Here is a 22083-nt window from a genome sequence, read left to right as displayed (position 1 = left end):
GATGTAGGCAATGTTAGCAAAACGAATTATCCCCTGTTTGGACGTAGACAATGGCCGTGTGGTTAAAGGCGTACAATTTGTGGATATCAAAGATGCTGGCGATCCGGTGGAAGTGGCGCGCCGTTACAACGAGCAAGGCGCAGATGAGATTACCTTCTTGGATATTACTGCGACCCATCATGGTCGTGAGACCACTTATGATATGGTAGAGCGCATAGCAGAGACAGTATTTGTGCCTCTGACAGTCGGCGGAGGGGTGCGCAAGATAGAAGACATTCGCAACCTGCTTAATGCTGGTGCCGATAAAGTAGCGATTAACTCAGCGGCAGTATTCACCCCCGAGTTTGTGGCAGAAGCGGCCGCCAAATTCGGTAGCCAATGTATTGTGGTTGCCATTGATGCCAAACAAGTTGAGGATGTCGAGGGTCAGCCAAGATGGGAGATTTTTACCCATGGCGGCCGTAAGCCGACCGGTCTTGATGCGGTAGCTTGGGCGGTCAAAATGGCAGAGCTTGGCGCCGGCGAGCTTCTGGTAACCTCTATGGATGGCGATGGCACGAAAAAGGGGTATGATTTGGCGTTAATGAAGGCCATTACCAGCGCAGTTAATGTACCCGTGATTGCGTCAGGTGGTGTCGGTAACTTGCAGCATTTGGCAGATGGTGTGCTTGAGGGTGGTGCGGATGCGGTACTGGCGGCCAGTATTTTTCACTTTGGTGAATACAGCATTGCTGAGGCCAAGCAGTTTATGGCTAAGCAAGGCATAGAGATGCGCTTATAGCCGGCTTAGATAAGCGGATAATTGGTAGATAACTGGTAAATAACTGGTAAATAAAAAGGCGCTCAACGCCTAAGCCGCTGCAAAAGTGGCCATTAAGCGCAGGCAAGTGGTCACTGGCCTAAAATTTTTGGCAAAGACTTTACTTTTAACCACCAATCAGCGCTAAAACCGCCTTTAAAAAATGTTATCATAGCTGTAATTTTTCTTCATCATTCACATTAGGATGCCGTTATGCAAGATTTACAAAAAGAACGTGAGGCCATTACTCATATTGAAGGCAATTTATACCAAAACAAAGATGCACGCATTGGTATTGTTGTGGGTCGTTTTAACGCTTTTGTTGTTGAGTCATTAGTAGATGGCGCCATTGATGCATTATTACGTCACGGCGTCTCAGGCAACAACATCAGTGTGATTCGTGTTCCTGGTGCTTTTGAATTACCCTTGACTGCGCAGCGTGCCGCAGAATCAGACCGCTTTGATGCCGTTGTGGCATTAGGCGCGGTTATCCGTGGTAGTACCCCGCACTTTGATGTGGTGGCTAACAGCTCTGCAAGTGGTTTGGCCAGCGTGTCTATGGATTACAATATTCCAGTGATTAACGGTATCTTAACGACAGACACTATCGAGCAAGCCATTGAACGTTCAGGCACCAAAGCGGGCAACAAAGGCGCTGAAGCGGCCATGGTTGCTCTTGAGATGATCGCCGTATTGTCTCAGCTTGATGTTGACTATGAAGATCAAGACCAAGACTAGTTTTTATGGTATCAGCTTATTTTTATAGCGGTACACCCACTGTAGCCTGAGACTGCAGTGGGCTTTTCCACCAATTATTCTGAGTTCATACTCCATAGTAATGTCAAAGCTGCACCTTTGATGATAGGTATTTATATACATGAGCAACAAAAATCCGGCACAAACTGAAGACAACCGTCTAAATGAGCATCAATCAAATGACCAGTTTGATATCAATGAATCTAGTTATAAAACTAGCCACGCAGCTGTGCGTAAGGCACGTCGCTTTGCACTACAAGGATTGTATGAGTGGTTAATGACGGATCATCGCTTCGAGCAGATGGGGCAGGGGGAGTGGAAAGCGAACCCGCCTCATGACATCGCCGCCCGTACACGTGCCACCAATGCCATGCATACCGTACATTTGGGTTACTATCATACCTTAATGCGCGAAATCCCTGAGCAGATTACTGATCTTGAGGCACTTATTGCTCAGCATTTAGATCGGGCCATCGATAAGATTGATATGGTAGAGCATGCGGTGCTACTTATCGGTGCTTATGAGCTAAAAAATAGCCTGCATATCCCTTATAAAGTGGTGCTTGATGAAGCCATGAAGCTCAACACTCACTTTGGTGCCACAGATGCCCACAAACTGATTAATGCTGTGATGGATAAGTTGGCGGCTCAATTACGTACCGTGGAAGTAGAGGCTGACACGGGTACAGGCTATAAACACAAAAAACAGCAGCACTCTCAACAGCAGCAAAGTCAAAGTGCAGATGAAGCACCGATGGTGGCCACTGAATCAGCAAGTGACGAGACAGTAGAGGGGTCAAGCGCTGAGCAATCAAGCAATGAGATAAGTGAAGTATCACGTCAGCCTAAGCCGAGAATTGGATTAAAACCAAAAAAATAGGCAAAGGTTGTGGGTGAATCAGCTTATAGATGAACAACACCTTAGCTGATTATCAATGACCATATTGATGACCACTGCTATAAGTTATCGCCCCTTATGACTGCTTTTTAGGCTATCTATTGCGTCAATAGATGGCCTTTTGTTTAAAGCCTGATATTTATTTAATGTGCAGTTAAGCAAGTCACCCTTTAGGATGAAGACCAATGACTGAATTTGAGCTGATTTCACGCTATTTTACGGCGGCAAGCAGTGAGCAGGCTTTGAGCCAATCGGTAGCATGTACCACGATTGCCAAAGGTGTGGGCGATGATGCAGCCGTGGTTGCCTTGTCCTCGCCGACTCAGTGGGTCACCTGTGTGGATACCTTAGTGCAGGGTCGGCATTTTGCTGAGGATTGGGATCAGGTTGAGACATTGGCCTTTGCCATTGGTTATAAATCAGTAGCAGTGAACGTCTCAGATATCGCCGCCATGGGCGCTAAACCGCACAGTATTTTATTGGCGCTGGCCCTACCACAACAACTGGCAAAGGAGGCTTGGCTAAGCGATTTTGCCAAAGGATTGTTTCATGCTTGCAGCCAATTTGGGGTGCAGCTTATCGGCGGCGACACCACCCGCAGCGAAAAACTGGTCATTAGTGTCACAGCCAATGGGTTTATTGATAAAGCGTTAACCCCTATCTATCGTAGCGGCGCCCAAGTGGGTGATAAGGTGTATGTCTCAGGAACGCTAGGCGATGCTTGCTATGCGCTTTATCATCCGGATACTCAAGTCGGTAAGCAGCTGTCGCACCGCTTAAATATGCCTACCCCGCGTATCAGCTTGGGCAATACTTTAGCGGCTGAAGGTGACGTCACCGCCATGATAGATGTCTCTGATGGCTTAGTTCAAGACTTAAGCCACATCTGTGAACAAAGCGATGTGGCAGTGCAGTTACATTTAGATAAATTGCCGACCAGCAGCGCCTTACAAAACATTGAGCTTACTCAGCGTTTGCGCTGTCAATTAACTGGTGGAGATGATTACGAACTGTTATTTACGTTGCCGGCCTCTGTTAGCCTGTCAGAGACGCTGATGTCCACAGCATTTACCCAGATTACCTGTATTGGAGAGGTAGTGGCTATAGATAAATCTGTCGACAGTAGGGCAGAGGATCTCAACCAAAATAACGACAAGCTATCGTTAATTGAATTAAGATATCAAGGTCAGCGGCTAAGCAAGCAGGCACCTTATCCCTTTACTGAGTATCCTGATTTAAAAGGGTATCAGCATTTTAGCCATGCATCACAGCTAATAGCAGAGCACACCGATGACACCCAGTAATGCCAATCCACCCAATCGAACTGAGCCTGATATGAATCACAATCATAAACCTGATATCCGCAAGGCCAATGTCTGCCCGCCATTACCAAAGGGGGCAACGGCATTAGATAAAGGAGTGTATTGGTTGGGCATTGGTCTGGGTAGTGGCTTACCAAAGCGAGCACCAGGCACTTGGGGTACGGTCGGTGGGCTGATAGTTGCTCTGCCCTTGTTGCAGTTGGGCTTTATTACTTTTTTTATGGTCACTGTGATGGCAAGCATCGTCGGGGTATGGATATGCGGGCGTACTTCAGATTTAATGCAAGTGCATGATGACCCACACATTGTTTGGGATGAATGGGTTGGGATGTGGATTAGCCTATTGCCTTTGTCATTTATTATCACTTATTTGCCGCAGCACTTAAGTCTTAGTTTGTATGGTGCAGCCATTGTGCTGGCTTTTATATTGTTTCGTTTTTTTGATATTGCCAAACCTAATCCCGTGAAGTGGGCTGATAGTAAGCTTAGCGGCGGGCTAGGCATCATGATGGATGATATTTTGGCGGGGATAATGGCACTGGTCGCTTGGCTTATGATAGTGGCCAGTGTAGAGATGTTCTATCCATTGTAACTCTAGCCATTGTCATAAGAGGTCATACAAACTGATAAGTTCATCACAAAAATAGTGAGGCTAGTGCCATACCAAGTAAGGCTTTGCGATGAATGTTATCACCAATATTGGCAACAATTGTACAACTGAAGTGGTCTTGCTGGATTTGATATATTTAGTAACATAATTTTAAACTTTTAATGCGCTAAGCCTCCTTGTATTGGCCTACTTATATCGATATCGACTCAATATCGTTGGATTTATGAGTGCATGTACCAGTGGTACATGTTGTAGCTGGGTCATAATGGTTTTTTGTCTACCCGTTTATATCTCTTTTAGGTAATAGTTGGAAATATATGAATAACACGCTCACCACCATTATTTTAGCAGCCGGTAAAGGCACCCGCATGCAATCTGCCAAACCTAAGGTGTTACAAACACTGGCTGATAAACCTTTATTAGCCCATGTACTCGATACGTGTCAGAGCATCAGCGTGGACAAAACCATTGTGGTGTACGGTTTTGGTGGTGATCAAGTGCAGCAGGCGATGACTGACTATAGCCTCACTTGGGTTGAGCAAACTGAGCAGTTGGGTACCGGCCATGCAGTCAAGGTAGCTTTAGATGAGTTACCAAGTACTGGCAAAAGCTTAATTTTATATGGCGATGTGCCTTTGGTAAGTGCTGAGACCTTGAGCCGATTAAAACAGGCCAATGTACAAGGCATGTCTATGTTGACCTTAACGGTTGATAACCCTTTTGGCTTAGGTCGTATCAAGCGAGATGAGCAAGGCAATATCGTTGCCATTGTTGAGCAAAAAGATGCCAGTGAGCAAGAGCAAGCCATCCGTGAAATCAACAGTGGCATCTACTGTGTAGATAATGCCTTATTGCATCAATATCTGCCCAACTTGAGCAATGACAACGCTCAGCAAGAATATTATTTAACGGATATCGTTAAGATGGCGGTGGCTGATGGTATAGCCATTGCGGCCATTGAGCCTGATTATGAATTTGAAATTGAAGGGGTTAATAACCGTCAGCAATTGGCACAGCTTGAGCGCAAATGGCAAGCCAAACTGGTAGAGGATTTACAAGTCCAAGGCGTGCAATTTGCCGATCCCAATCGTGTTGATATCCGCGGTGAAGTCAGCGTCGGCCAAGATGTGTTTGTTGACATTAACGTGGTGTTCAAAGGTAAAGTCAGCTTGGGTAATAATGTGACAATTGAAGCCGGCTGTATGATTAAAGACAGTCAGATTGGTGACAATGTCCACATCAAGCCTTACTGCGTATTTGATGATGCACAAGTCGCTCAGGGCGCAACCATTGGACCCTTTGCCCATTTGCGTCCACAAACAGTTTTGGAAAAAAATACCCGTCTAGGTAACTTTGTTGAAATAAAAAAATCACGTATTGGCGAGGGCAGCAAGGTTAATCACTTAAGCTATGTGGGGGATGCCCAAATTGGTGCTGGCGTCAACTTCGGTGCAGGCGCTATAACCTGTAACTATGATGGGGTCAATAAGCATCAGACCATCGTCGGTGATAATGCCTTTATTGGTACCAATACCAGTTTAGTGGCACCAGTAACTATTGGTCAAACTGCCACTATTGGTGCAGGCTCTGTCATTACTAAAAACGTCGAAGATAATGCTTTAGCCATCGGCCGAGGTCGTCAAGTTCAAAAAGATAACTATCAGCGTCCTGAAAAGAAGAAGTGATCGGGCTGTAACAGTTAACAACGTCAGTTATTTACCAAGATTTAAAATTAAAGTAATCAAAAAAAGCGCTGAGTGTTCAGGCTGTAGTGCGTCTCTACAGTCCTGCAGCACGAGCGAACCAAGCTATTAATAACAACTATTAATATTAAAGATGAATTTTGCAAGATTAAGGATGGGTTATGTGTGGAATAGTCGGAGCAATTGCTGAACGTAATATTTCTAATGTTCTGCTAGAGGGTCTTAAGCGCCTAGAATATCGAGGTTATGATTCAGCGGGTCTGACCGTGATTCGTGATGGTCAGCTGTACCGTGAGCGTCAGGTGGGTAAAGTACAATCTTTAGTAGATGCTGTGGCCAGTAATACCGATAACTTCAAAGGCAATATCGGTATTGCTCATACCCGCTGGGCAACCCATGGCGAGCCAGCGCAGCAGAATGCACATCCGCATGTATCGGGTAAAGTCGCCGTGGTGCATAATGGTATCGTTGAAAACTATGGCCCTTTAAAACAAGAGATGTTAGATAAAGGCTATATCTTTACCTCGCAGACCGATACAGAAGTGGTGGCGCATCTGGTGGCAGATGCCTATCAGCAAACCAATGACCTATTTAAAGCGGTAGAGCAAGTTGTCCCCCGTTTACATGGTGCTTTTGCGCTGGGTGTGCTACACGTGGATAATCCAGATGAGTTGATTACCGTTCGCTTAGGCTCACCACTGGTTATCGGTGTGGGTATTGGTGAGAACTTTATCGCCTCTGACCAATTGGCACTATTGCCGGTGACCAACCGCTTTATGTATCTAGAAGAGGGTGATATTGCAGTTATCAAGCGCAATAGCATTGAAGTATTTGCCAATGGCGTAGCGGTTGAGCGTGCAGTTACCGAATTAGATGCCAAGCATCACAATGCCGACAAAGGCGAATTTAAACACTATATGCTCAAAGAAATCTATGAGCAGCCTGATGCAGTGGCCCTTACTTTAGAGATGGGTATTGATGCTGATGATCTAAAACCTGAGTTTTTACAGCGTCATGAAGAAGCCTTGGCCAAAGTAAGCCAAATTCAAGTACTGGCGTGTGGTACCAGCTACCATGCAGGCATGGTAGCAAAATACTGGTTTGAGAGCTTAACTCGTCTACCTTGTTCGGTAGAAGTGGCCAGTGAGTACCGATACCGCGAACCGGTAGTGGTAGATAATACCTTGGTGATTTGTTTGTCCCAATCAGGTGAGACAGCCGATACCTTATCTGCCCTTCGTGAGACCCAGCGTAGAGCTCAAGCAGGAGAGTTCAACGGACTGGTCAGCTTGAGCGTGTGTAACGTAGCCACTTCATCCTTGGTGCGTGAAACTGATATTTTTGTTCCGACACTGGCTGGAGTAGAGATTGGTGTGGCCTCGACCAAGGCCTTTACCACTCAGCTTGCCGCCTTAATGCTACTGGTATTAAAAGTGGGTAAAGTGCAGCAGCGTATCAATGCCGATGAGTTAAAAACCATCGTCACCGAAATGCACAATCTAAAAGGTCAGCTTGATAAGAGCTTGGCATTAGATAAAGCCATTGAGGACATGAGCCAGAAATTTGAGGACAAAAAGAGTACCTTATTCTTAGGTCGCGGCGTGCAATATCCTATTGCTTTAGAAGGCGCGCTTAAACTAAAAGAAATCTCTTATATTCATGCCGAAGGTTATGCGGCAGGCGAGCTTAAGCATGGTCCATTGGCGCTAGTCGATAAAGACATGCCGATTGTGGTGCTGGCACCAAAAGATAGCATGTTAGATAAGCTCAAAGCCAACATGCAAGAGGTTCATGCGCGTCATGGCGAGCTGTTTGTTTTTGCCAGTGAGTCAAGTGATTTGGTGAGCGATGAGCGTTTACATGTGATTAATGTGCCCGATGTTAATGAGCATTTAGCGCCCATCGTATACAGTATCCCAGTACAGTTTTTATCGTATCATGTGGCTGTGATGCGTGGGACGGATGTGGATCAGCCTCGCAATTTGGCCAAGTCAGTGACAGTGGAATAATCGGCAGTCATAACACAGGTTAGCTGTCAGCGAGTAATAAAGTATCATACTGCTGACGCCGATATGACTTTAGCACATTCACGGACAAGCACGAAAAAGCCCCTGCTAGATATCTAGCAGGGGCTTTTTGATGGCAGGCTTGAGCCAAGCTTATTAAGTTACAAATGAGGCGAAAACTTAACGTAGTCCTTTGTAAAGAAAATAACAGCCCACAACCGTAAGCAATATGGCAAAGCATTTTTTTAGCATGGCAGGTGATAAAATGTGCGCCACTTTTGCGCCCAGTTTGGCGGTAAAAAAGCTCATGACACTGATGCCCAAAAAAGCATAAATGTGTACGAAACCAATGGTATTAGGGACATCTATTTTTTGCTGCATGCCAAATAACATAAAGCCCAATGCGCCGGCGATGGCAATAGGTAAGCCGCAAGCTGCAGAAGTACCGACCGCTTTTTGCATAACCACGCCATAACGGGTCAAATAAGGCACAGTTAAGCTGCCACCACCAATACCGAAGATGGCAGAAGCAATACCAATCACCCCTCCTGCTGCTAGCTGTTTAGGTTTTGACGGCAGTATGGCCGGCGCAGTATTGGCATCAGTCGTGCTGGCCGCTGCCTTTTTGCCACCGAAGAACATCCTATAGGCAACCCACAGCAAGAAGATACCAACAATAATCTGTAGGTGTAGTCCCGATATCTGGCCGGCCAATCCTGCACCAAAGAAGCAGCCTAATGCCATGCCAGGCGCTAGGTTTTTGAACACCGGCCACATCACAGAGCCCTTTTTATTGTGCGCCATAAGTGAGCTTATCGAGGTGACAATAATGGTCGCCAGTGAGGTGCCTAATGCTAAATGCATGATGGTATCTGGGTCATAGCCCATTTGAGTAAACACAATAAACAACAGCGGTACGATGATGGTACCACCACCCACGCCAAATAGCCCTGCTGCAAATCCTGCCAGAGCGCCAATGATTAAAAAGATGATTAATTCCACAGGGTAATTTCTTCTCAGTTAAAAGTTGGATTAGAGGGCTACTTTATTGAGACAGCCATTTCATTTAAAAGCTGTGTTATTTATAAGGCCTTTTAAGCAAAATAGCCACCGGCATTAATAACTGTCTCGGTTAGGATAGTGCCAGTTGACCCAATTGGCCTAGCCGGTGGTACGAGCGATTAAAGTAAACTAAACTTTGCTCAGCAGTATCTTCGGCTTTAGGCAGATGAATATCTACCACACGGCACATAAACACGCTGTGTGTACCTACCTGCTGGATTTGCTCAATCTCACAATCGAAGCTGACCAAGGCATCTTGTAATACCGGTGCTCCGGTGGCAAGCTCAGTCCATTGGCCTTGCTCAAAGCGCTCAGCCTGAGTGAGTCTTGAGGCAAAGGCATTAGAGAGGGATTCATGCTGCGCGCCCAATACATTGACACTCAAAATTTTATTGTTAACAAAATGGCTGTGTGAGCGTGAGGCTTGATTCATACAAACCAATAAAGTTGGGGGCATATCAGTAACACTACACACCGCAGAGGCTGTGAACCCATGCATGCCAGAGTCGCCAGTGGTGGTCACCACATTGACGGCGGTGCTCAACAAAGACATGGCATCTCTAAAATCAGTAGCTTTAATCATTACTTCAATCCTAAATCAAAAAACGAGGGCGGCTACAGATGAGCCGCTTTTTTTGAGATGACTACAGCTTAAGAGCTTAGCTCATCACGAACAATTTTAGCGCCAGCACTCAATGCTTTTAGCTTACCTTGGGCGACTTGGCGAGACAGCGGCGTCATACCACAGTTGGTCGAAGGATAAAGCTTGTCTGCATCCACAAATTGCAGCGCTTTACGTAAGGTATCCGCCACCTCCTCTGGGGTCTCAATAGTATTGGTGGCCACATCAATGGCACCAACCATGACTTTTTTGCCGCGAATCAGTTCAATTAGATCCATGGGCACCCGTGAGTTTTGACATTCTAGCGACACAATATCAATGTTTGACTGTTGCAGCTTAGGGAATGCCTCTTCATATTGGCGCCACTCTGAGCCTAAGGTTTTTTTCCAGTCATTATTGGCTTTGATACCATAGCCGTAGCAAATATGCACGGCAGTTTCACACTTTAGACCTTCAATGGCACGCTCTAAGGTGGCAATACCCCAGTCATTGACCTCATCAAAAAATACGTTAAAGGCGGGTTCATCAAACTGGATGATATCTACACCAGCTGCCTCGAGCTCACGGGCTTCTTGGTTTAGAATTTTAGCAAACTCCCAAGCCAGTTTTTCACGGCTTTTATAATGACCATCATATAAGGTGTCAATCATGGTCATCGGGCCAGGCAAAGCCCACTTGATTGGCTGATCAGTTTGTTGACGTAAGAACTTAGCGTCTTCGACAAAGACTGGCTTTTGACGACTTACTGCGCCCACTACCGAGGGCACACTGGCCTCATAACGGTTGCGTATTTTGACGGTTTCACGCTGTTTAAAGTCGACACCATCTAAATGCTCAATAAATGTAGTCACAAAATGCTGGCGGGTCTGCTCGCCATCACTAACGATATCGATGCCGGCATGTCGCTGTTCTTGTAAGGTCAAGCGCAGCGCATCTTGCTTGGCTTCAATCAGCTCATCGCCTTCTAGTTTCCAAGGTGACCAAAGCTTTTCAGGCTCAGCCAACCAAGAGGGTTTGGGTAAGCTGCCAGCGGTCGAAGTCGGTAATAATAGTGCCATGGTGGTTATCTTCTCTATTTTAATAAGGCTTAAAAAAACTTAGTTTAAAAGGCGGTACAAGGTTTTTTGTATAAACCATTAAGCCGCGTGTTTTTGAGGCTTGACCGCTTCAGCAGGGTAGCGCACCTCATAGCTTGCTGCCCACTCATTAAGCGTGTCTTGATAAGGCTTGATGAACTGCTGTTCAGTGAACTTGCCTTGTTTTACTGCCAGTTGGCTGCGCTCTTCGCGGTCATATACCACTTGAGTCAGTGAATAGTCTTGATAGTTTAGGCTCGGCTGATACACATCACCCGCCGCTGAGTTGGCATTGTAAATCTCAGGGCGATAAATCTTTTGGAAGGTTTCCATGGTACTAATGGCACTGATTAATTCAAGGTCCGTGTAATCGGCGAGTAAATCACCTGAGAAATAAAAGGCCAATGGAGCCACGCTACCCTTAGGTTGAAAGTAACGAACTCTTAAGCCCATTTTGTGGAAGTAGTCATCAGTCAGTGAATACTCATCTTGCTTGTATTCCACCCCCAACACCGGATGTTGGTTGGTAGTGCGATGATAAGTTTTGCTGGTCGATACACTCAAGCAAATGACAGGCTGCTTATTAAAATTGGCTTTATACGCGTCTGAGTTTAATAAATGCTGAAACAGTTTGCCATGTAGGACACCGAAGCTTGCAGGTGGCGGCGTGTTTGGATTTTTATCAAAATGATCTAGCAGTACCACGCTAAAGTCATAGTCGCGCACATACGATGAGAAGCTGTTGCCAACAATACCCTCGATGCGTCTGTTCTGTTTGTGATCAACAATGGTGGTTTGCAGGATTTCAATGGCTGGGAAGGTATTACCATTACCCTCGACATCTAAGTTTGCAGAAACAATATCAACTTCAACAGAATAGCGGTCAGCATTTGGATTGTCCCAATTTGCCAGTGCATTAAAGCGATTATTAATCATGGTCAGCGTCTTGCGTAGGTTTTCTTGACGGCTCTCACCACGTGCTAAGTTTGCAAAGTTGGTGGTCAGACGGGTGCTATCAGCCGGCTTATAGTGTTCATCAAAACGGATTTTTGAAATCGAATAAGTAAATTTATTGCTCATAATATTTGCTACCCTAGTTGTTCAAGATAAAACCAAATTTGTGTATGAGATGAATGATACTCAAAGTTTGAGATGAATAAAAACGATACTATTTAAATAAAACATGAATTAAATTCATCTTATTGGGTTTTAATAATTTAAGCTATCTAATCATAACGCCTAGGGTGGGTTGGATATTGCAATAATATTTTAGCTGTTAAGCTTGTAATATAAGGCTTTAAAGAGTTTTGAAGTGGTTTTTTGTTGGTGTGGTATCTGATAAACAAGCCATATTGAGCATGAAGCTGAGTCATTAAAGAGCGTTATATGCTCATGTACTACATAGTATATTTTTTAATCAACATGAATTTGGGTCATGATATTGTTAAAAACTATCAGCATGCCAGCTTGACGTTATTCAAAACTTGCCGCCAAAAAAAACACCTGACATAAGACAGGTGCTCTTTTTATTAATACGTTATCAGTCAGTCATCAATACGTGTTACAGACTGATTATTTGCTCTTAGGAACTGCTTTAAAATGCGCTACTTGCTTTTCGCTGCTGATAACCAGCATGGGATGTTTGTTGGTATCTTCACTTAGCGTGTAATTACCCATGGCTGTGGCCACTGTAGCGGCATCGAACTTAGCTTCAGCATCTGGACAGGCCATCATAGTGCTCATAATATTGCCAAGCTTTAGCTTATTATCACTGATGGTATAAGCCGATGAGATGTTATTACAAGTATTGATAAATGACACCATGTCATGATTGTCAATTTTATTGAAGCTTAGTGTTAGTGGCTTGGCAGGATCGATAAATAGGTCAGTAACCTTGTTACCATTGTTGTCCATGGCATCGATTAACTGCCAATCATTGGCTTGTAGTGCAGCATTGGTCAAAGGATGGGTGGTAATTTGTGGGTGCGCATGTGAGGTCGCAGGTGTTACATTGGTGGTGGTTTGACAACCTGTAGCAAGAGCCCCTATAGTAAGGGTGGCAGTCATCATTAAAGTGGTCAAAGCTTTCATGGAATATCCTTCAAATAAAAATAAAATAGAGTAAATCTGCGCAAAGCTATGGTTGTTTAATTGTGGCTATGAGCGCGCAGCTTAAGCCTGCCATTATCACAGAGCCACCAAATCTACACAAGCTGCGTTAACCATTCAAATACCATACTCACGTTTATACCCCTAATAAGCCCCATTTTTATGTCGTCTGTGAGCTGGGACGCGGATTTTTTTGTCAGCCACTTATTTTTCAGTCGCAGTAGCGTATAATAGGCGCAAAGATTATTTTGATAGTGACTGTCATAGGATTTGGTATAGAGTTTGGTATAGGATTTGGGCCTAGATTTTTCTTAGATACTAAGCAATCAGTCCATTAAACACTAAGGTTAAGGATTTTATTGTCGTCCTATGTTACCTTTATAACAAAAATTAAGTCACTGGTTTTATTCCCCGTTTTTCATGACTCTTTAATAGAAATAGGAAGCACTATGAGCTATCAGCAACAGTTAGAACGCATCAAAAATGACATCGGTTTTATCGCAGCTTTAGACCAAAGTGGCGGTAGCACCCCAAAAGCATTACGTATGTACGGTGTGGAAGAGAGCGAATACTCAAATGAGGAAGAGATGTTTGCTAAAGTACACGAAATGCGCACTCGCATCATGACATGTGAGACTTTTGATAGTGGCCGTGTATTAGGTGCCATCTTATTTGAAGATACTATGGATCGCGAAGTCAATGGTAAGCCAACAGCCAATTATCTATGGGAAGACAAAAACATTGTGCCTTTCTTAAAGGTAGATAAAGGTCTGGCTGAAGAGATCGATGGCGTACAAGTGATGAAGCCGATTCCAAACTTAGCAGCACTACTAGAAAAAGCGAAAAATTATCCTATTTTTGGTACAAAGATGCGCTCTGTGATTCATCAAGCTAGCCAGCATGGTATTGAGACTGTGGTTCAGCAGCAGTTTGATGTGGCTAAGCAAATTTTATCTGAAGGCTTTATGCCCATCGTCGAGCCAGAAGTAAACATTGAAAGCAAAGACAAGCTTGAAAGCGAAGTGTTATTAAAAGAAGAGATTTTACGTAACCTAGATAGCTTAGATGATGATCATCAAGTGATGTTAAAACTGACTTTGCCTGAAGAAAAAGGCTTCTACCAAGAGCTTATTGATCATCCAAAAGTGCTTAAAGTAGTGGCGCTATCAGGTGGCTATAGCCGTGATGAGTCTTGTGATCGCTTAGCTCAAAATCCAGGTATGATTGCCAGCTTCTCACGTGCTTTCACTGAAGGCCTATCAAAGTCTCAAACAGACGAAGAATTCGCAGCCACCATCGATGCGTCTATCGATAAAATCTATAACGCCTCTAAAGTATAGTCATTTGTCTTAGAAACACAGTGTTAAGGTGTTAATCTTAGTACTGCTGTTTTAAGTCTATAAAAGAAAAAAGCTTGAATCCTTAGGATTCAAGCTTTTTTTGTTAAACGATTAGGTTGTGCTCATTAAAACTTAGTTTCGAACACGATAGCTGCACCATGATCATCATAGTTACTACGCCATTCGCCGCGGTAGTTAGCAGAGATGGTAGTATTTGCAGTTGGGTTAAACGCTAAGCCAATACCTGCTATGCCAATGGCATCTTTGCTTTCTTGTCCGCGCGTTGTGAACTTGCCTGAGTTTACTTCAGCAAAGCTTGCGGTAATATCAGAGTATTGGTCACCATTTTCAACCGCACCAGCAAGCTGACCGGTTAGAGCAACTGTTGGTGTTAGGGCTTGATTAAAGCGAACACCTGCTGTCCAACGTAATGAGTCATAAGTGTTTGAATCAACGGCTAAGTTATATACACCAGCGCCCGTCTCGCGGTAGCTGTCACTCTTAGCACGGGCATAATTCATACTCGCAAATGGAGATAGGTTACGCTCTGTTGAACCAATTCTATGCGCCACACCAAAGCCTGCTTGTAGCGTGTCGACATCATAGTCTGATTTAGCAATCGCTGGGCTCAATCCGGAAATATGACGCTCACCTTTAATCTGCGATTGACCTGCACCTGCATGGAAGTTAACCGAAGTGGCATCACTTACCGCATAGTTACCATAACCTAAGATTTGCCAGTTTTTGGCATCAATCTCATGCTTTAATGCATGACCATCGGTATCTGCATCACTATCAATGTATGAGACAGCCACACCTAAGTTTAAATTAGGATTAACAGGTACATCTAGACCAACGATAGCACCATAGCTTTCTGAGTTATAACCTGTGACGTAACCATCGGCGTCATGAGTCATATCACTACCGATAGCTTTAGCCCATAAGTTACGCTCAGGAGTGGTTTGGCTGTGCTCTTCGATAGCACGACCAACAGCATAGTTGGTATCCGTTACTAAGCGGTTAGCACCACCCATAAATAGCGGTTGAAGCTGAGCAGTGGCAGCAGCGACTTGTGCTTGATCTAAACCATCCATGTCTGAGATTAGCTGCTTCGCCAGTGGGTTCGCTGATGTTGTTGTATCTAACAGATCATCAATAGCCTGGTCTAAAACAGTTGCTAAGCCAAGAGCAGAATAATTGTTTATAGAGCGCACGGCATTAGACACAACTGTGTAATCGCTACCTGGCTCAGGAGTTGGTTCTGGTGTTGGCACAGGAGTTGGTTCTGGTGTTGGCACAGGTGTTGGTTCTGGTGTTGGTTCTGGTGTTGGTTCTGGTGTTGGTTCTGGTGTTGGTTCTGGTGTTGGTACAGGTGTTGGTACAGGTGTTGGTTCTGGTGTTGGTTCTGGTGTTGGTTCTGGTGTTGGTACAGGTGTTGGCACAGGAGTTGGTTCTGGTGTTGGTTCTGGTGTTGGTTCTGGTGTTGGCACAGGAGTTGGTTCTGGTGTTGGCACAGGCGTTGGTTCTGGTGTTGGCACAGGCGTTGGTTCTGGAGTTGGCACAGGCGTTGTTTCTGGTGTTGGCACAGGAGCTGGTTCTGGTGTTGGCTCAGGAGCTGGTTCTGGTGTTGGCTCTGGAGTCGGTGCTACCATACGCAAATGAACGGCATTGGCGTCACTATAATCTGCTTCAAAATCTACCAGTAGATTGTTATCCGTTACTGATGCAAACTCACCGTTTAGTTTGGTTGCTGAAACAACGTTTTTATACTCTGAGTTTGTGGTGAAATCCTCTAAATAACTGTACGCAAAGACTTTAAGGTTACCTTTAGTGATATCAAGGTCGCCATTTACCTCTATTTGACCATATTCATTATTATCCACATGACCATCTTCATTAACATCGAGTAGGCCGATAACTAAGCTTTCACCTTCTGGTAGAGAGTAGTTACCATTTAGCTTTAAAACGCCTCCTACTGAACCCCAGTCTCCTGTCCATTGCTTATTATCAGTAGTTAGTTCTAGGCTGCCTACACCAGTTTTGATAAACCCACCAATATCATAATCATCTGTAAGATTAAGATCAAAGCTACCAACATTGCCAGTAATAACTGCCTTGGGGTCTACCACAACCGAGATGGGCTTCGCAGCAGCATCACTATATTGCGGTATCTCAGCATCGATAAAAACGCCTTTAGTACCAATCTGAATTATATTTTTATCGGTGAAATTATCGAATAGAAAGTCCTCATCAGACTCTATATTTATTCCACCACCGTTGATATAGATTTCAGATTTAATTGAGTCAGGGTTACGCCCAAGATATTTTGTCTCTAACTCACCAACGTCATTTATATGTAATACGCCCGAACCTGTATTTCCAACTATCATTTTGGGAGTAACAAAAGTGCTATCTGATAATGTGAATTCACCTTTTGCCTCAGCACTATCAAGACCATATCCACCAATATAGGTAGCATAACGAGCTTGAGTCAAACCGCCATGGTAGGGCGTATTTTCAATAACTATATTTCCTTCACCTTGTTTGCCAACTATTAAGTTATTAGTTTCAAGAAATCTATGACCAGAGACGGTTATATTGCCGACGCCTGATTTTTTATTCCCCAGTATCGTATCGTTTATAACGTATAACCCATGAGAAAGATGTTGACTGTTTTCTTCAGTTTGACTCATTGAGAGACTACCATTGCTAGTATCTCCAATGATGACATTGTTTTGAGCACTAATACCGCTGGTAGTATTATCAAGTAGAATAACCTGACTATTATTATCAATAATCAGATCATTTAACAATCCTAAGCTCTCACCGTCACCTAGCTTAATAACCTCGCCTTGATTGATCACTAAATCGTCAGGTGTTGTGGCTGCAACTGCCATAGTTGAAGCAAAAATACTGAGCATAGCAATAGATAGAGTTGTTAAGTGTAAATGAGGCTTCTTAGTAGAAGTCGCTGACTTGCCTGAAGACTTGCCACGAGATTTGGCAATCTCTGAAACACATTGATAAACGCCTAAGGCGCGATTGAAAACAACTCGGTATACATGGTTCATGAAGGAGTACCTAAGGGAAGATATAGTTAAAAAATATGGGGCAGCAATTCGTAAATACAAATTGCTGCCATTTGATAATAATACCTTATCAGTTAAAAATCAATACAAATAATATGGTTTTTTAACTTAATATTTTATTAACCGTAACTTTCTAAACCTCTTTATACAACTGGCGTCCCTCGCTGTTATATTTTTCACTCATCTGCTCCATGCCCTTTTGTACCTCTTCAAAACTGGCTTCACCGACTTGACCAACAAGCTCAGTGTCTACTTCTTTGATAAGATGTACCTCATCAGATAATTCGCCACTACTTGGGGTGACCTCAACACCGGTAGGCAAGCCTGCGGCATACTCACGCACATTTTGGGTGATTTTCATTGAGCAAAACTTTGGACCACACATAGAGCAGAAGTGGGCCGATTTGTGTGCATCTTTAGGCAGCGTTTCATCATGATATTCACGAGCTGTGTCTGGGTCTAACGCTAGGTTAAACTGATCATCCCAGCGGAACTCAAAGCGCGCTTTCGATAACGCATTATCACGTGCCTGAGCGCCAGGGTGGCCTTTGGCTAGGTCAGCGGCGTGAGCGGCGATTTTGTAAGTGATGATGCCATCTTTCACGTCTTTTTTATTAGGCAGACCTAAATGCTCTTTTGGGGTCACATAACACAGCATTGCCGTGCCAAACCAGCCAATCATAGCGGCGCCAATAGCACTGGTAATGTGATCATAGCCTGGCGCGATGTCTGTGGTTAATGGACCAAGGGTATAAAAAGGTGCCTCAGAACACATCTCAAGCTGCAAATCCATGTTCTCTTTAATGCGGTTCATCGCCACGTGACCTGGGCCTTCAATCATCACCTGTACGTCATGCTTCCAAGCCACTTGAGTCAGCTCGCCTAAGGTTTTCAGCTCACCAAACTGAGCCTCATCATTGGCGTCTTGCAAACAGCCCGGACGCAGACCATCACCTAAGCTAAAGGCCACGTCATACTGCTTCATGATTTCGCAGATGTCTTCAAAATGGGTGTATAAGAAGCTTTCTTTGTGATGCGCTAAGCACCACTGTGCCATGATAGAGCCACCACGAGAGACGATACCTGTAAGACGTTTTGCGGTTAAAGGCACATAGCGCAGTAGCACGCCGGCATGAATGGTGAAGTAGTCCACACCTTGTTCAGCTTGCTCAATTAACGTATCGCGGAAAATCTCCCACGTTAAGTCTTCAGCGACGCCGTCAACTTTCTCTAACGCTTGATAAATAGGGACAGTGCCAATGGGTACAGGCGAGTTGCGGATAATCCATTCACGAGTTTCATGAATATTCTTACCGGTCGATAAATCCATGATGGTGTCGGCACCCCAGCGGGTAGCCCAGGTCATCTTGGATACTTCCTCATCAATGCTTGAGCCCAGCGCTGAGTTACCGATATTGGCATTAATCTTTACCAGAAAGTTGCGCCCGATAATCATCGGCTCAGACTCTGGGTGATTGATGTTATTTGGAATAATGGCTCGGCCAGCGGCTACCTCATCACGTACGAATTCAGGGGTGATGATTTTTGGGGTGTTGGCACCGAAGCTTTCGCCAGCATGTTGACGCATATCGGTCAGTTCATGCTGCTTTTGAGTTTCACGAATGGCGATGTATTCCATCTCAGGGGTAATAATACCTTGGCGGGCATAATGCATTTGAGTGACATTTTTGCCAGCTTTGGCACGGCGAGGTTTATCAATATGAGCAAAACGGATGTTGGCGGTTTTGATATCACGCGCACGCTCTTGACCATAGTTGCTTGATAAGCCGTCTAAAACTTCGGTATCGCCGCGCTCTTCAATCCATTTTTCACGTAGCTTTGGCAGACCTTTGGTGAGGTCAATATCGACACTCGGGTCAGTATAGACGCCTGAAGTGTCATAGACATAAAAAGGTGGGTTCTTCTCCCCATTTTCAAGACCAAAGCCGCCAGTAGGGGTATCGGTTAGGGTGATTTCACGCATCGGTACTTGGATGTCAGGGCGTGAGCCTTCGATATATACTTTACGTGAGGCAGGTAGGCTGCGGGTTAAATCGCGGGCCTCTTCGTCAAAGCGCTCATCCTCTACATTACGGTGCGCTGGCGTCTTAATGGTGTGTTGTTCATTACTCATAGAAATGTCCTTATTTTTTGTTAATGGCAAGGTGCCATAGAGGCTTTTAGGGTAAAAGGCTAAAAACCGGTAGTAAAAATAAAGACTCAGTGAGTGCAGATTCTGTCGCTTAACAAAGCGAATCCCTCTTTTTTAACACAAACACATTGACTCATAACGCTTACAGTAACCTGAGATAAGATACATCCAAACTGATTTATCTTAAGCGCATAGCACGCATTAATTCACAACCCTCGAGGGCTGTCATAGTAATAAGCGTTGTGTTTTTTGTGATAAAAATAAGGTATAGGGGAGTTGCAATGACTTTCCTACGGCGGTATTAACCGCATCAGGTTCAACGGGTGATGTCTCAGCAAACGCGTGGTTGTCTATAATCGCATTTCAGCGGCTATCAGATAACGCAAGGTCTGCACCCCGAGTCTTAATGGTTTTATTAAGGGCTATCTTACCAAACTTTTAGAGCAATAACAGTCCTCAATATTATTTTAATTTTTTCTAGGGCGCTGCGGTTTTACAAAGTTATTGTTTGCGGTATTTGCCATCACCCTTGCTTAATACTTCAACGGTCACTTTACAAAGATTGCAATTTAGCGATTGGTTGGCCTTCTTAGACAAATCGATAATACGGCCGGGCGCAAAAGGACCACGGTCAGTTATTTTTACCACCACCGATTTGTTATTTTTAAGGTTAGTAACTTTTACTTTTGAACCAAAAGGCAATGATTTGTGGGCGGCTGTCATGGCGTACATATTATAAATAGCACCGGAAGCGGTTCTTTTTCCATGAAACCCGGGACCATACCAAGAGGCAAGGCCAGCATTGGCAGGCGCACTCAGTAATAAGGTTAATAGAAGGATAACTGGCATAAAAAGCTTTTTCATAAATTGGACCTGTAATGGAATAAATGGTTGGCACCTGTGATGGCAATAAAATCTTGGCGTTACTGTGAAAAGCAGTGAACCGCGATCAAAATCTAATTGTCTGCACCAAAACATCGAGGGCTAATTCTACAGGTCATTAGTTTAGCGATACTTTCTAATGGTTAAAGATAATGTAATGAATCCTTAACCGAGTAGCGTCTTATGCTATGCCAGTAAGGTCCAAACACCGTTATAGCCAAATGTTCAGCGCAGTACAGTCGCGTAACATTACTCACCCGACTTTTTTTGAAATTACCTATTTCTTACAAAAGATATTCATTTCATCAAACTGTCATATTTAGACGTCAAAATGTGTTCAATCCAATACAAGACCGACAAAAGCGTCGTCAATTACAGTGATTTATATCAAGCCGCTTTGCTTTATCCGTTATTAAGTCTCTGTATTTCTTATATTTTATATAAAAACATTTTTTACTCTTTAGGAGAGACCATGCGTTATTCACTATTAGCTGTCACTGTTGCCAGCATGTTGGCCCTAACTGCTTGTGATAAGAAAGAAGCGGCAACAGCTGACAATACGACAGCGGCTAGCTCGGCAGCAGCCAGCACAGCAAATACTTCAGAATCAACGTCTGCTGCAGCGGGTGAGTTCAAGTCAGCTGAAGGCATTGAGATGAATATTACCGGTGCAGGTGCTTCTTTCCCGCAGCCTATCTACATCAAATGGTCAGCGGACTACAACAAAGAAACCAAAGGTCAGGTGAATTATCAGTCTATCGGTTCATCAGGCGGTATTAAGCAAATCGTCTCAAACACAGTAGACTTCGGTGCCTCTGATGCTCCAATGACGCCTGAAGAGCTAGAAAAAGAGGGCTTAATCCAATTCCCAACCGTTATTGGTGGTGTGGTTCCTGTTATCAACGTTGAAGGTATCAAGCCTGGCGAACTAAAGCTAGATGGCGAAACGTTAGCCAATATCTACTTGGGTAAAATCAGCAAGTGGAATGATCCTGCAATCGCTGCCTTAAACCCAGAGTTGACCCTGCCTGACACCGCGATTACTACAGTGTTTCGCTCAGACGGTTCAGGGACTACTTTTAACTTTACAGACTATCTGGCCAAAGTATCACCTGAATGGAAAGACAGCATCGGTGTTGATAAGACCGTGCAGTGGCCAACGTCAGCGACAGGTGTGGGCGGCAAGGGTAATGAGGGCGTGGCCAGCAATGTCAGTCGTATGGCAAACTCAATTGGTTATGTTGAATATGCTTACGCTAAGCAAAACAACATGTCTTATGCTGCCATGAAAAATGCAGCCGGCAATATCGTACAGCCCTCTGCTGAAACTTTCGCCGCTGCCGGTGATATTGATTGGTCAAAACAAGACGGTTTTTACAAGGTTATTACCAACTCAGATACCGATCAAGCGTGGCCTATCGCTGCTGCTACTTTTATCTTAGTGCACAAAAACCCAAAAAACCCACAAAAAGTGGCCGGCGTGCTTAACTTCTTTGACTGGGCATATACCCGCGGTGATGAAGATGCTATGAGCTTAGACTTTGTACCCTTCTCAGATAAAGCTGTGGCTTTATTCAAAGCTAAGTGGAATGAAGTTGTGGATAAAGATGGCAAGCCAGTTTATACCCCAGCGCAGTAAGCAATATTCGTATTAACA

At 44.3% G+C, this 22083-nt stretch carries 17 protein-coding genes and 1 riboswitch; of the genes, 9 read left to right on the top strand and 8 right to left on the bottom strand.

Features of this window, described 5'->3' with window-relative positions:
- Positions 1-10: 10 nt before the first annotated feature.
- The 7 genes from hisF (at position 11) to glmS (ending at position 8097) form a co-directional block, all read left to right on the top strand.
- Positions 11-781 (top strand): imidazole glycerol phosphate synthase subunit HisF, encoded by a 771-nt coding sequence (gene hisF / locus MN210_RS12545; protein ID WP_011961498.1) that lies wholly within the window; start codon positions 11-13, stop codon positions 779-781.
- Positions 782-1012: 231 nt separating this feature from the next.
- On the top strand, positions 1013-1537 hold the full coding sequence (ribH, locus tag MN210_RS12540; protein WP_011961497.1) for a 6,7-dimethyl-8-ribityllumazine synthase: 525 nt from the start codon (positions 1013-1015) through the stop codon (positions 1535-1537).
- A 139-nt stretch (positions 1538-1676) separates the two neighbouring features.
- Positions 1677-2435: a transcription antitermination factor NusB gene (nusB, locus tag MN210_RS12535; protein WP_110817173.1), complete on the top strand. Its 759-nt coding sequence runs from the start codon at positions 1677-1679 to the stop codon at positions 2433-2435.
- 203 nt (positions 2436-2638) lie between these two features.
- Positions 2639-3757, top strand: a complete 1119-nt coding sequence (thiL, locus tag MN210_RS12530) for a thiamine-phosphate kinase (protein ID WP_338412295.1) — start codon at positions 2639-2641, stop codon at positions 3755-3757.
- Complete coding sequence (locus tag MN210_RS12525; RefSeq protein WP_338412294.1) at positions 3744-4367, top strand: phosphatidylglycerophosphatase A family protein; 624 nt, start codon at positions 3744-3746, stop codon at positions 4365-4367. Before thiL ends, MN210_RS12525 begins: the two co-directional genes overlap by 14 nt.
- 335 nt (positions 4368-4702) lie before the next feature.
- Positions 4703-6070: a bifunctional UDP-N-acetylglucosamine diphosphorylase/glucosamine-1-phosphate N-acetyltransferase GlmU gene (glmU, locus tag MN210_RS12520; RefSeq protein ID WP_338412293.1), complete on the top strand. Its 1368-nt coding sequence runs from the start codon at positions 4703-4705 to the stop codon at positions 6068-6070.
- 179 nt (positions 6071-6249) lie between these two features.
- On the top strand, positions 6250-8097 hold the full coding sequence (gene glmS, locus MN210_RS12515) for a glutamine--fructose-6-phosphate transaminase (isomerizing) (RefSeq protein ID WP_011961492.1): 1848 nt from the start codon (positions 6250-6252) through the stop codon (positions 8095-8097).
- Positions 8098-8274: 177 nt separating this feature from the next.
- Here glmS and MN210_RS12510 read toward each other — a convergent pair whose 3' ends face one another.
- The 5 genes from MN210_RS12510 to MN210_RS12490 form a co-directional block, all read right to left on the bottom strand.
- Positions 8275-9096 carry a sulfite exporter TauE/SafE family protein gene (locus MN210_RS12510; protein WP_201545577.1) on the bottom strand — a complete coding sequence of 274 codons (822 nt, stop codon included), beginning with the start codon at positions 9094-9096 and terminating at the stop codon, positions 8275-8277.
- A 130-nt stretch (positions 9097-9226) separates the two neighbouring features.
- The gene (locus MN210_RS12505) at positions 9227-9739 is read right to left on the bottom strand and encodes a flavin reductase (RefSeq protein ID WP_241878732.1); all 513 of its coding nucleotides are present in this window, start codon (positions 9737-9739) and stop codon (positions 9227-9229) included.
- A gap of 68 nt (positions 9740-9807) precedes the next feature.
- Positions 9808-10836, bottom strand: a complete 1029-nt coding sequence (locus tag MN210_RS12500) for a methionine synthase (protein WP_011961489.1) — start codon at positions 10834-10836, stop codon at positions 9808-9810.
- A 78-nt stretch (positions 10837-10914) separates the two neighbouring features.
- Positions 10915-11934 (bottom strand): DUF1852 domain-containing protein, encoded by a 1020-nt coding sequence (locus tag MN210_RS12495; protein WP_241878731.1) that lies wholly within the window; start codon positions 11932-11934, stop codon positions 10915-10917.
- A gap of 492 nt (positions 11935-12426) precedes the next feature.
- Complete coding sequence (locus tag MN210_RS12490; protein WP_011961487.1) at positions 12427-12945, bottom strand: META domain-containing protein; 519 nt, start codon at positions 12943-12945, stop codon at positions 12427-12429.
- 467 nt (positions 12946-13412) lie between these two features.
- Between MN210_RS12490 and MN210_RS12485 the strand changes: the two genes are divergently transcribed.
- Positions 13413-14303: a fructose bisphosphate aldolase gene (locus MN210_RS12485; RefSeq protein WP_155587293.1), complete on the top strand. Its 891-nt coding sequence runs from the start codon at positions 13413-13415 to the stop codon at positions 14301-14303.
- A 125-nt stretch (positions 14304-14428) separates the two neighbouring features.
- On the opposite strand, the gene MN210_RS12480 is transcribed toward MN210_RS12485, so the two are convergent.
- The 3 genes from MN210_RS12480 to MN210_RS12470 all read right to left on the bottom strand — a co-directional run bounded on the left by MN210_RS12480 (position 14429) and on the right by MN210_RS12470 (position 20408).
- Positions 14429-17374 carry an autotransporter domain-containing protein gene (locus tag MN210_RS12480; RefSeq protein WP_241878730.1) on the bottom strand — a complete coding sequence of 982 codons (2946 nt, stop codon included), beginning with the start codon at positions 17372-17374 and terminating at the stop codon, positions 14429-14431.
- 151 nt (positions 17375-17525) lie between these two features.
- Positions 17526-19526, bottom strand: coding sequence for a phosphomethylpyrimidine synthase ThiC (gene thiC, locus MN210_RS12475; protein WP_338412292.1), 2001 nt, complete (start codon positions 19524-19526; stop codon positions 17526-17528).
- A gap of 288 nt (positions 19527-19814) precedes the next feature.
- Positions 19815-19953, bottom strand: a riboswitch (TPP riboswitch).
- Positions 19954-20045: 92 nt separating this feature from the next.
- Positions 20046-20408 (bottom strand): septal ring lytic transglycosylase RlpA family protein, encoded by a 363-nt coding sequence (locus MN210_RS12470; protein ID WP_241878729.1) that lies wholly within the window; start codon positions 20406-20408, stop codon positions 20046-20048.
- Positions 20409-20898: 490 nt separating this feature from the next.
- On the opposite strand from MN210_RS12470, the gene pstS reads away from it, so the two are divergent.
- The gene (pstS, locus tag MN210_RS12465; RefSeq protein WP_241878728.1) at positions 20899-22065 is read left to right on the top strand and encodes a phosphate ABC transporter substrate-binding protein PstS; all 1167 of its coding nucleotides are present in this window, start codon (positions 20899-20901) and stop codon (positions 22063-22065) included.
- The last annotated feature ends 18 nt before the right edge of the window (positions 22066-22083 follow it).

This window comes from Psychrobacter raelei (genome assembly GCF_022631235.3).
GTDB classification, from domain to species: domain Bacteria; phylum Pseudomonadota; class Gammaproteobacteria; order Pseudomonadales; family Moraxellaceae; genus Psychrobacter; species Psychrobacter raelei.
The sequence above is the reverse complement of the archived record's forward strand: the minus strand, read 5'-3'. Positions and strand labels throughout refer to the sequence as shown.

Excerpts from the sequence above, each read along its gene's own strand:
- glmU (WP_338412293.1), top strand. The coding sequence starts at position 4,703 with ATGAATAACACGCTCACCACCATTATTTTAGCAGCCGGTAAAGGCACC.
- MN210_RS12480 (WP_241878730.1), bottom strand. The coding sequence starts at position 17,374 with ATGAACCATGTATACCGAGTTGTTTTCAATCGCGCCTTAGGCGTTTAT.
- thiL (WP_338412295.1), top strand. The coding sequence starts at position 2,639 with ATGACTGAATTTGAGCTGATTTCACGCTATTTTACGGCGGCAAGCAGT.
- thiC (WP_338412292.1), bottom strand. The coding sequence starts at position 19,526 with ATGAGTAATGAACAACACACCATTAAGACGCCAGCGCACCGTAATGTA.
- MN210_RS12490 (WP_011961487.1), bottom strand. The coding sequence starts at position 12,945 with ATGAAAGCTTTGACCACTTTAATGATGACTGCCACCCTTACTATAGGG.
- nusB (WP_110817173.1), top strand. The coding sequence starts at position 1,677 with ATGAGCAACAAAAATCCGGCACAAACTGAAGACAACCGTCTAAATGAG.
- hisF (WP_011961498.1), top strand. The coding sequence starts at position 11 with ATGTTAGCAAAACGAATTATCCCCTGTTTGGACGTAGACAATGGCCGT.
- pstS (WP_241878728.1), top strand. The coding sequence starts at position 20,899 with ATGCGTTATTCACTATTAGCTGTCACTGTTGCCAGCATGTTGGCCCTA.
- MN210_RS12500 (WP_011961489.1), bottom strand. The coding sequence starts at position 10,836 with ATGGCACTATTATTACCGACTTCGACCGCTGGCAGCTTACCCAAACCC.
- MN210_RS12525 (WP_338412294.1), top strand. The coding sequence starts at position 3,744 with ATGACACCCAGTAATGCCAATCCACCCAATCGAACTGAGCCTGATATG.
- MN210_RS12505 (WP_241878732.1), bottom strand. The coding sequence starts at position 9,739 with ATGATTAAAGCTACTGATTTTAGAGATGCCATGTCTTTGTTGAGCACC.
- ribH (WP_011961497.1), top strand. The coding sequence starts at position 1,013 with ATGCAAGATTTACAAAAAGAACGTGAGGCCATTACTCATATTGAAGGC.
- MN210_RS12485 (WP_155587293.1), top strand. The coding sequence starts at position 13,413 with ATGAGCTATCAGCAACAGTTAGAACGCATCAAAAATGACATCGGTTTT.
- MN210_RS12470 (WP_241878729.1), bottom strand. The coding sequence starts at position 20,408 with ATGAAAAAGCTTTTTATGCCAGTTATCCTTCTATTAACCTTATTACTG.
- MN210_RS12495 (WP_241878731.1), bottom strand. The coding sequence starts at position 11,934 with ATGAGCAATAAATTTACTTATTCGATTTCAAAAATCCGTTTTGATGAA.
- glmS (WP_011961492.1), top strand. The coding sequence starts at position 6,250 with ATGTGTGGAATAGTCGGAGCAATTGCTGAACGTAATATTTCTAATGTT.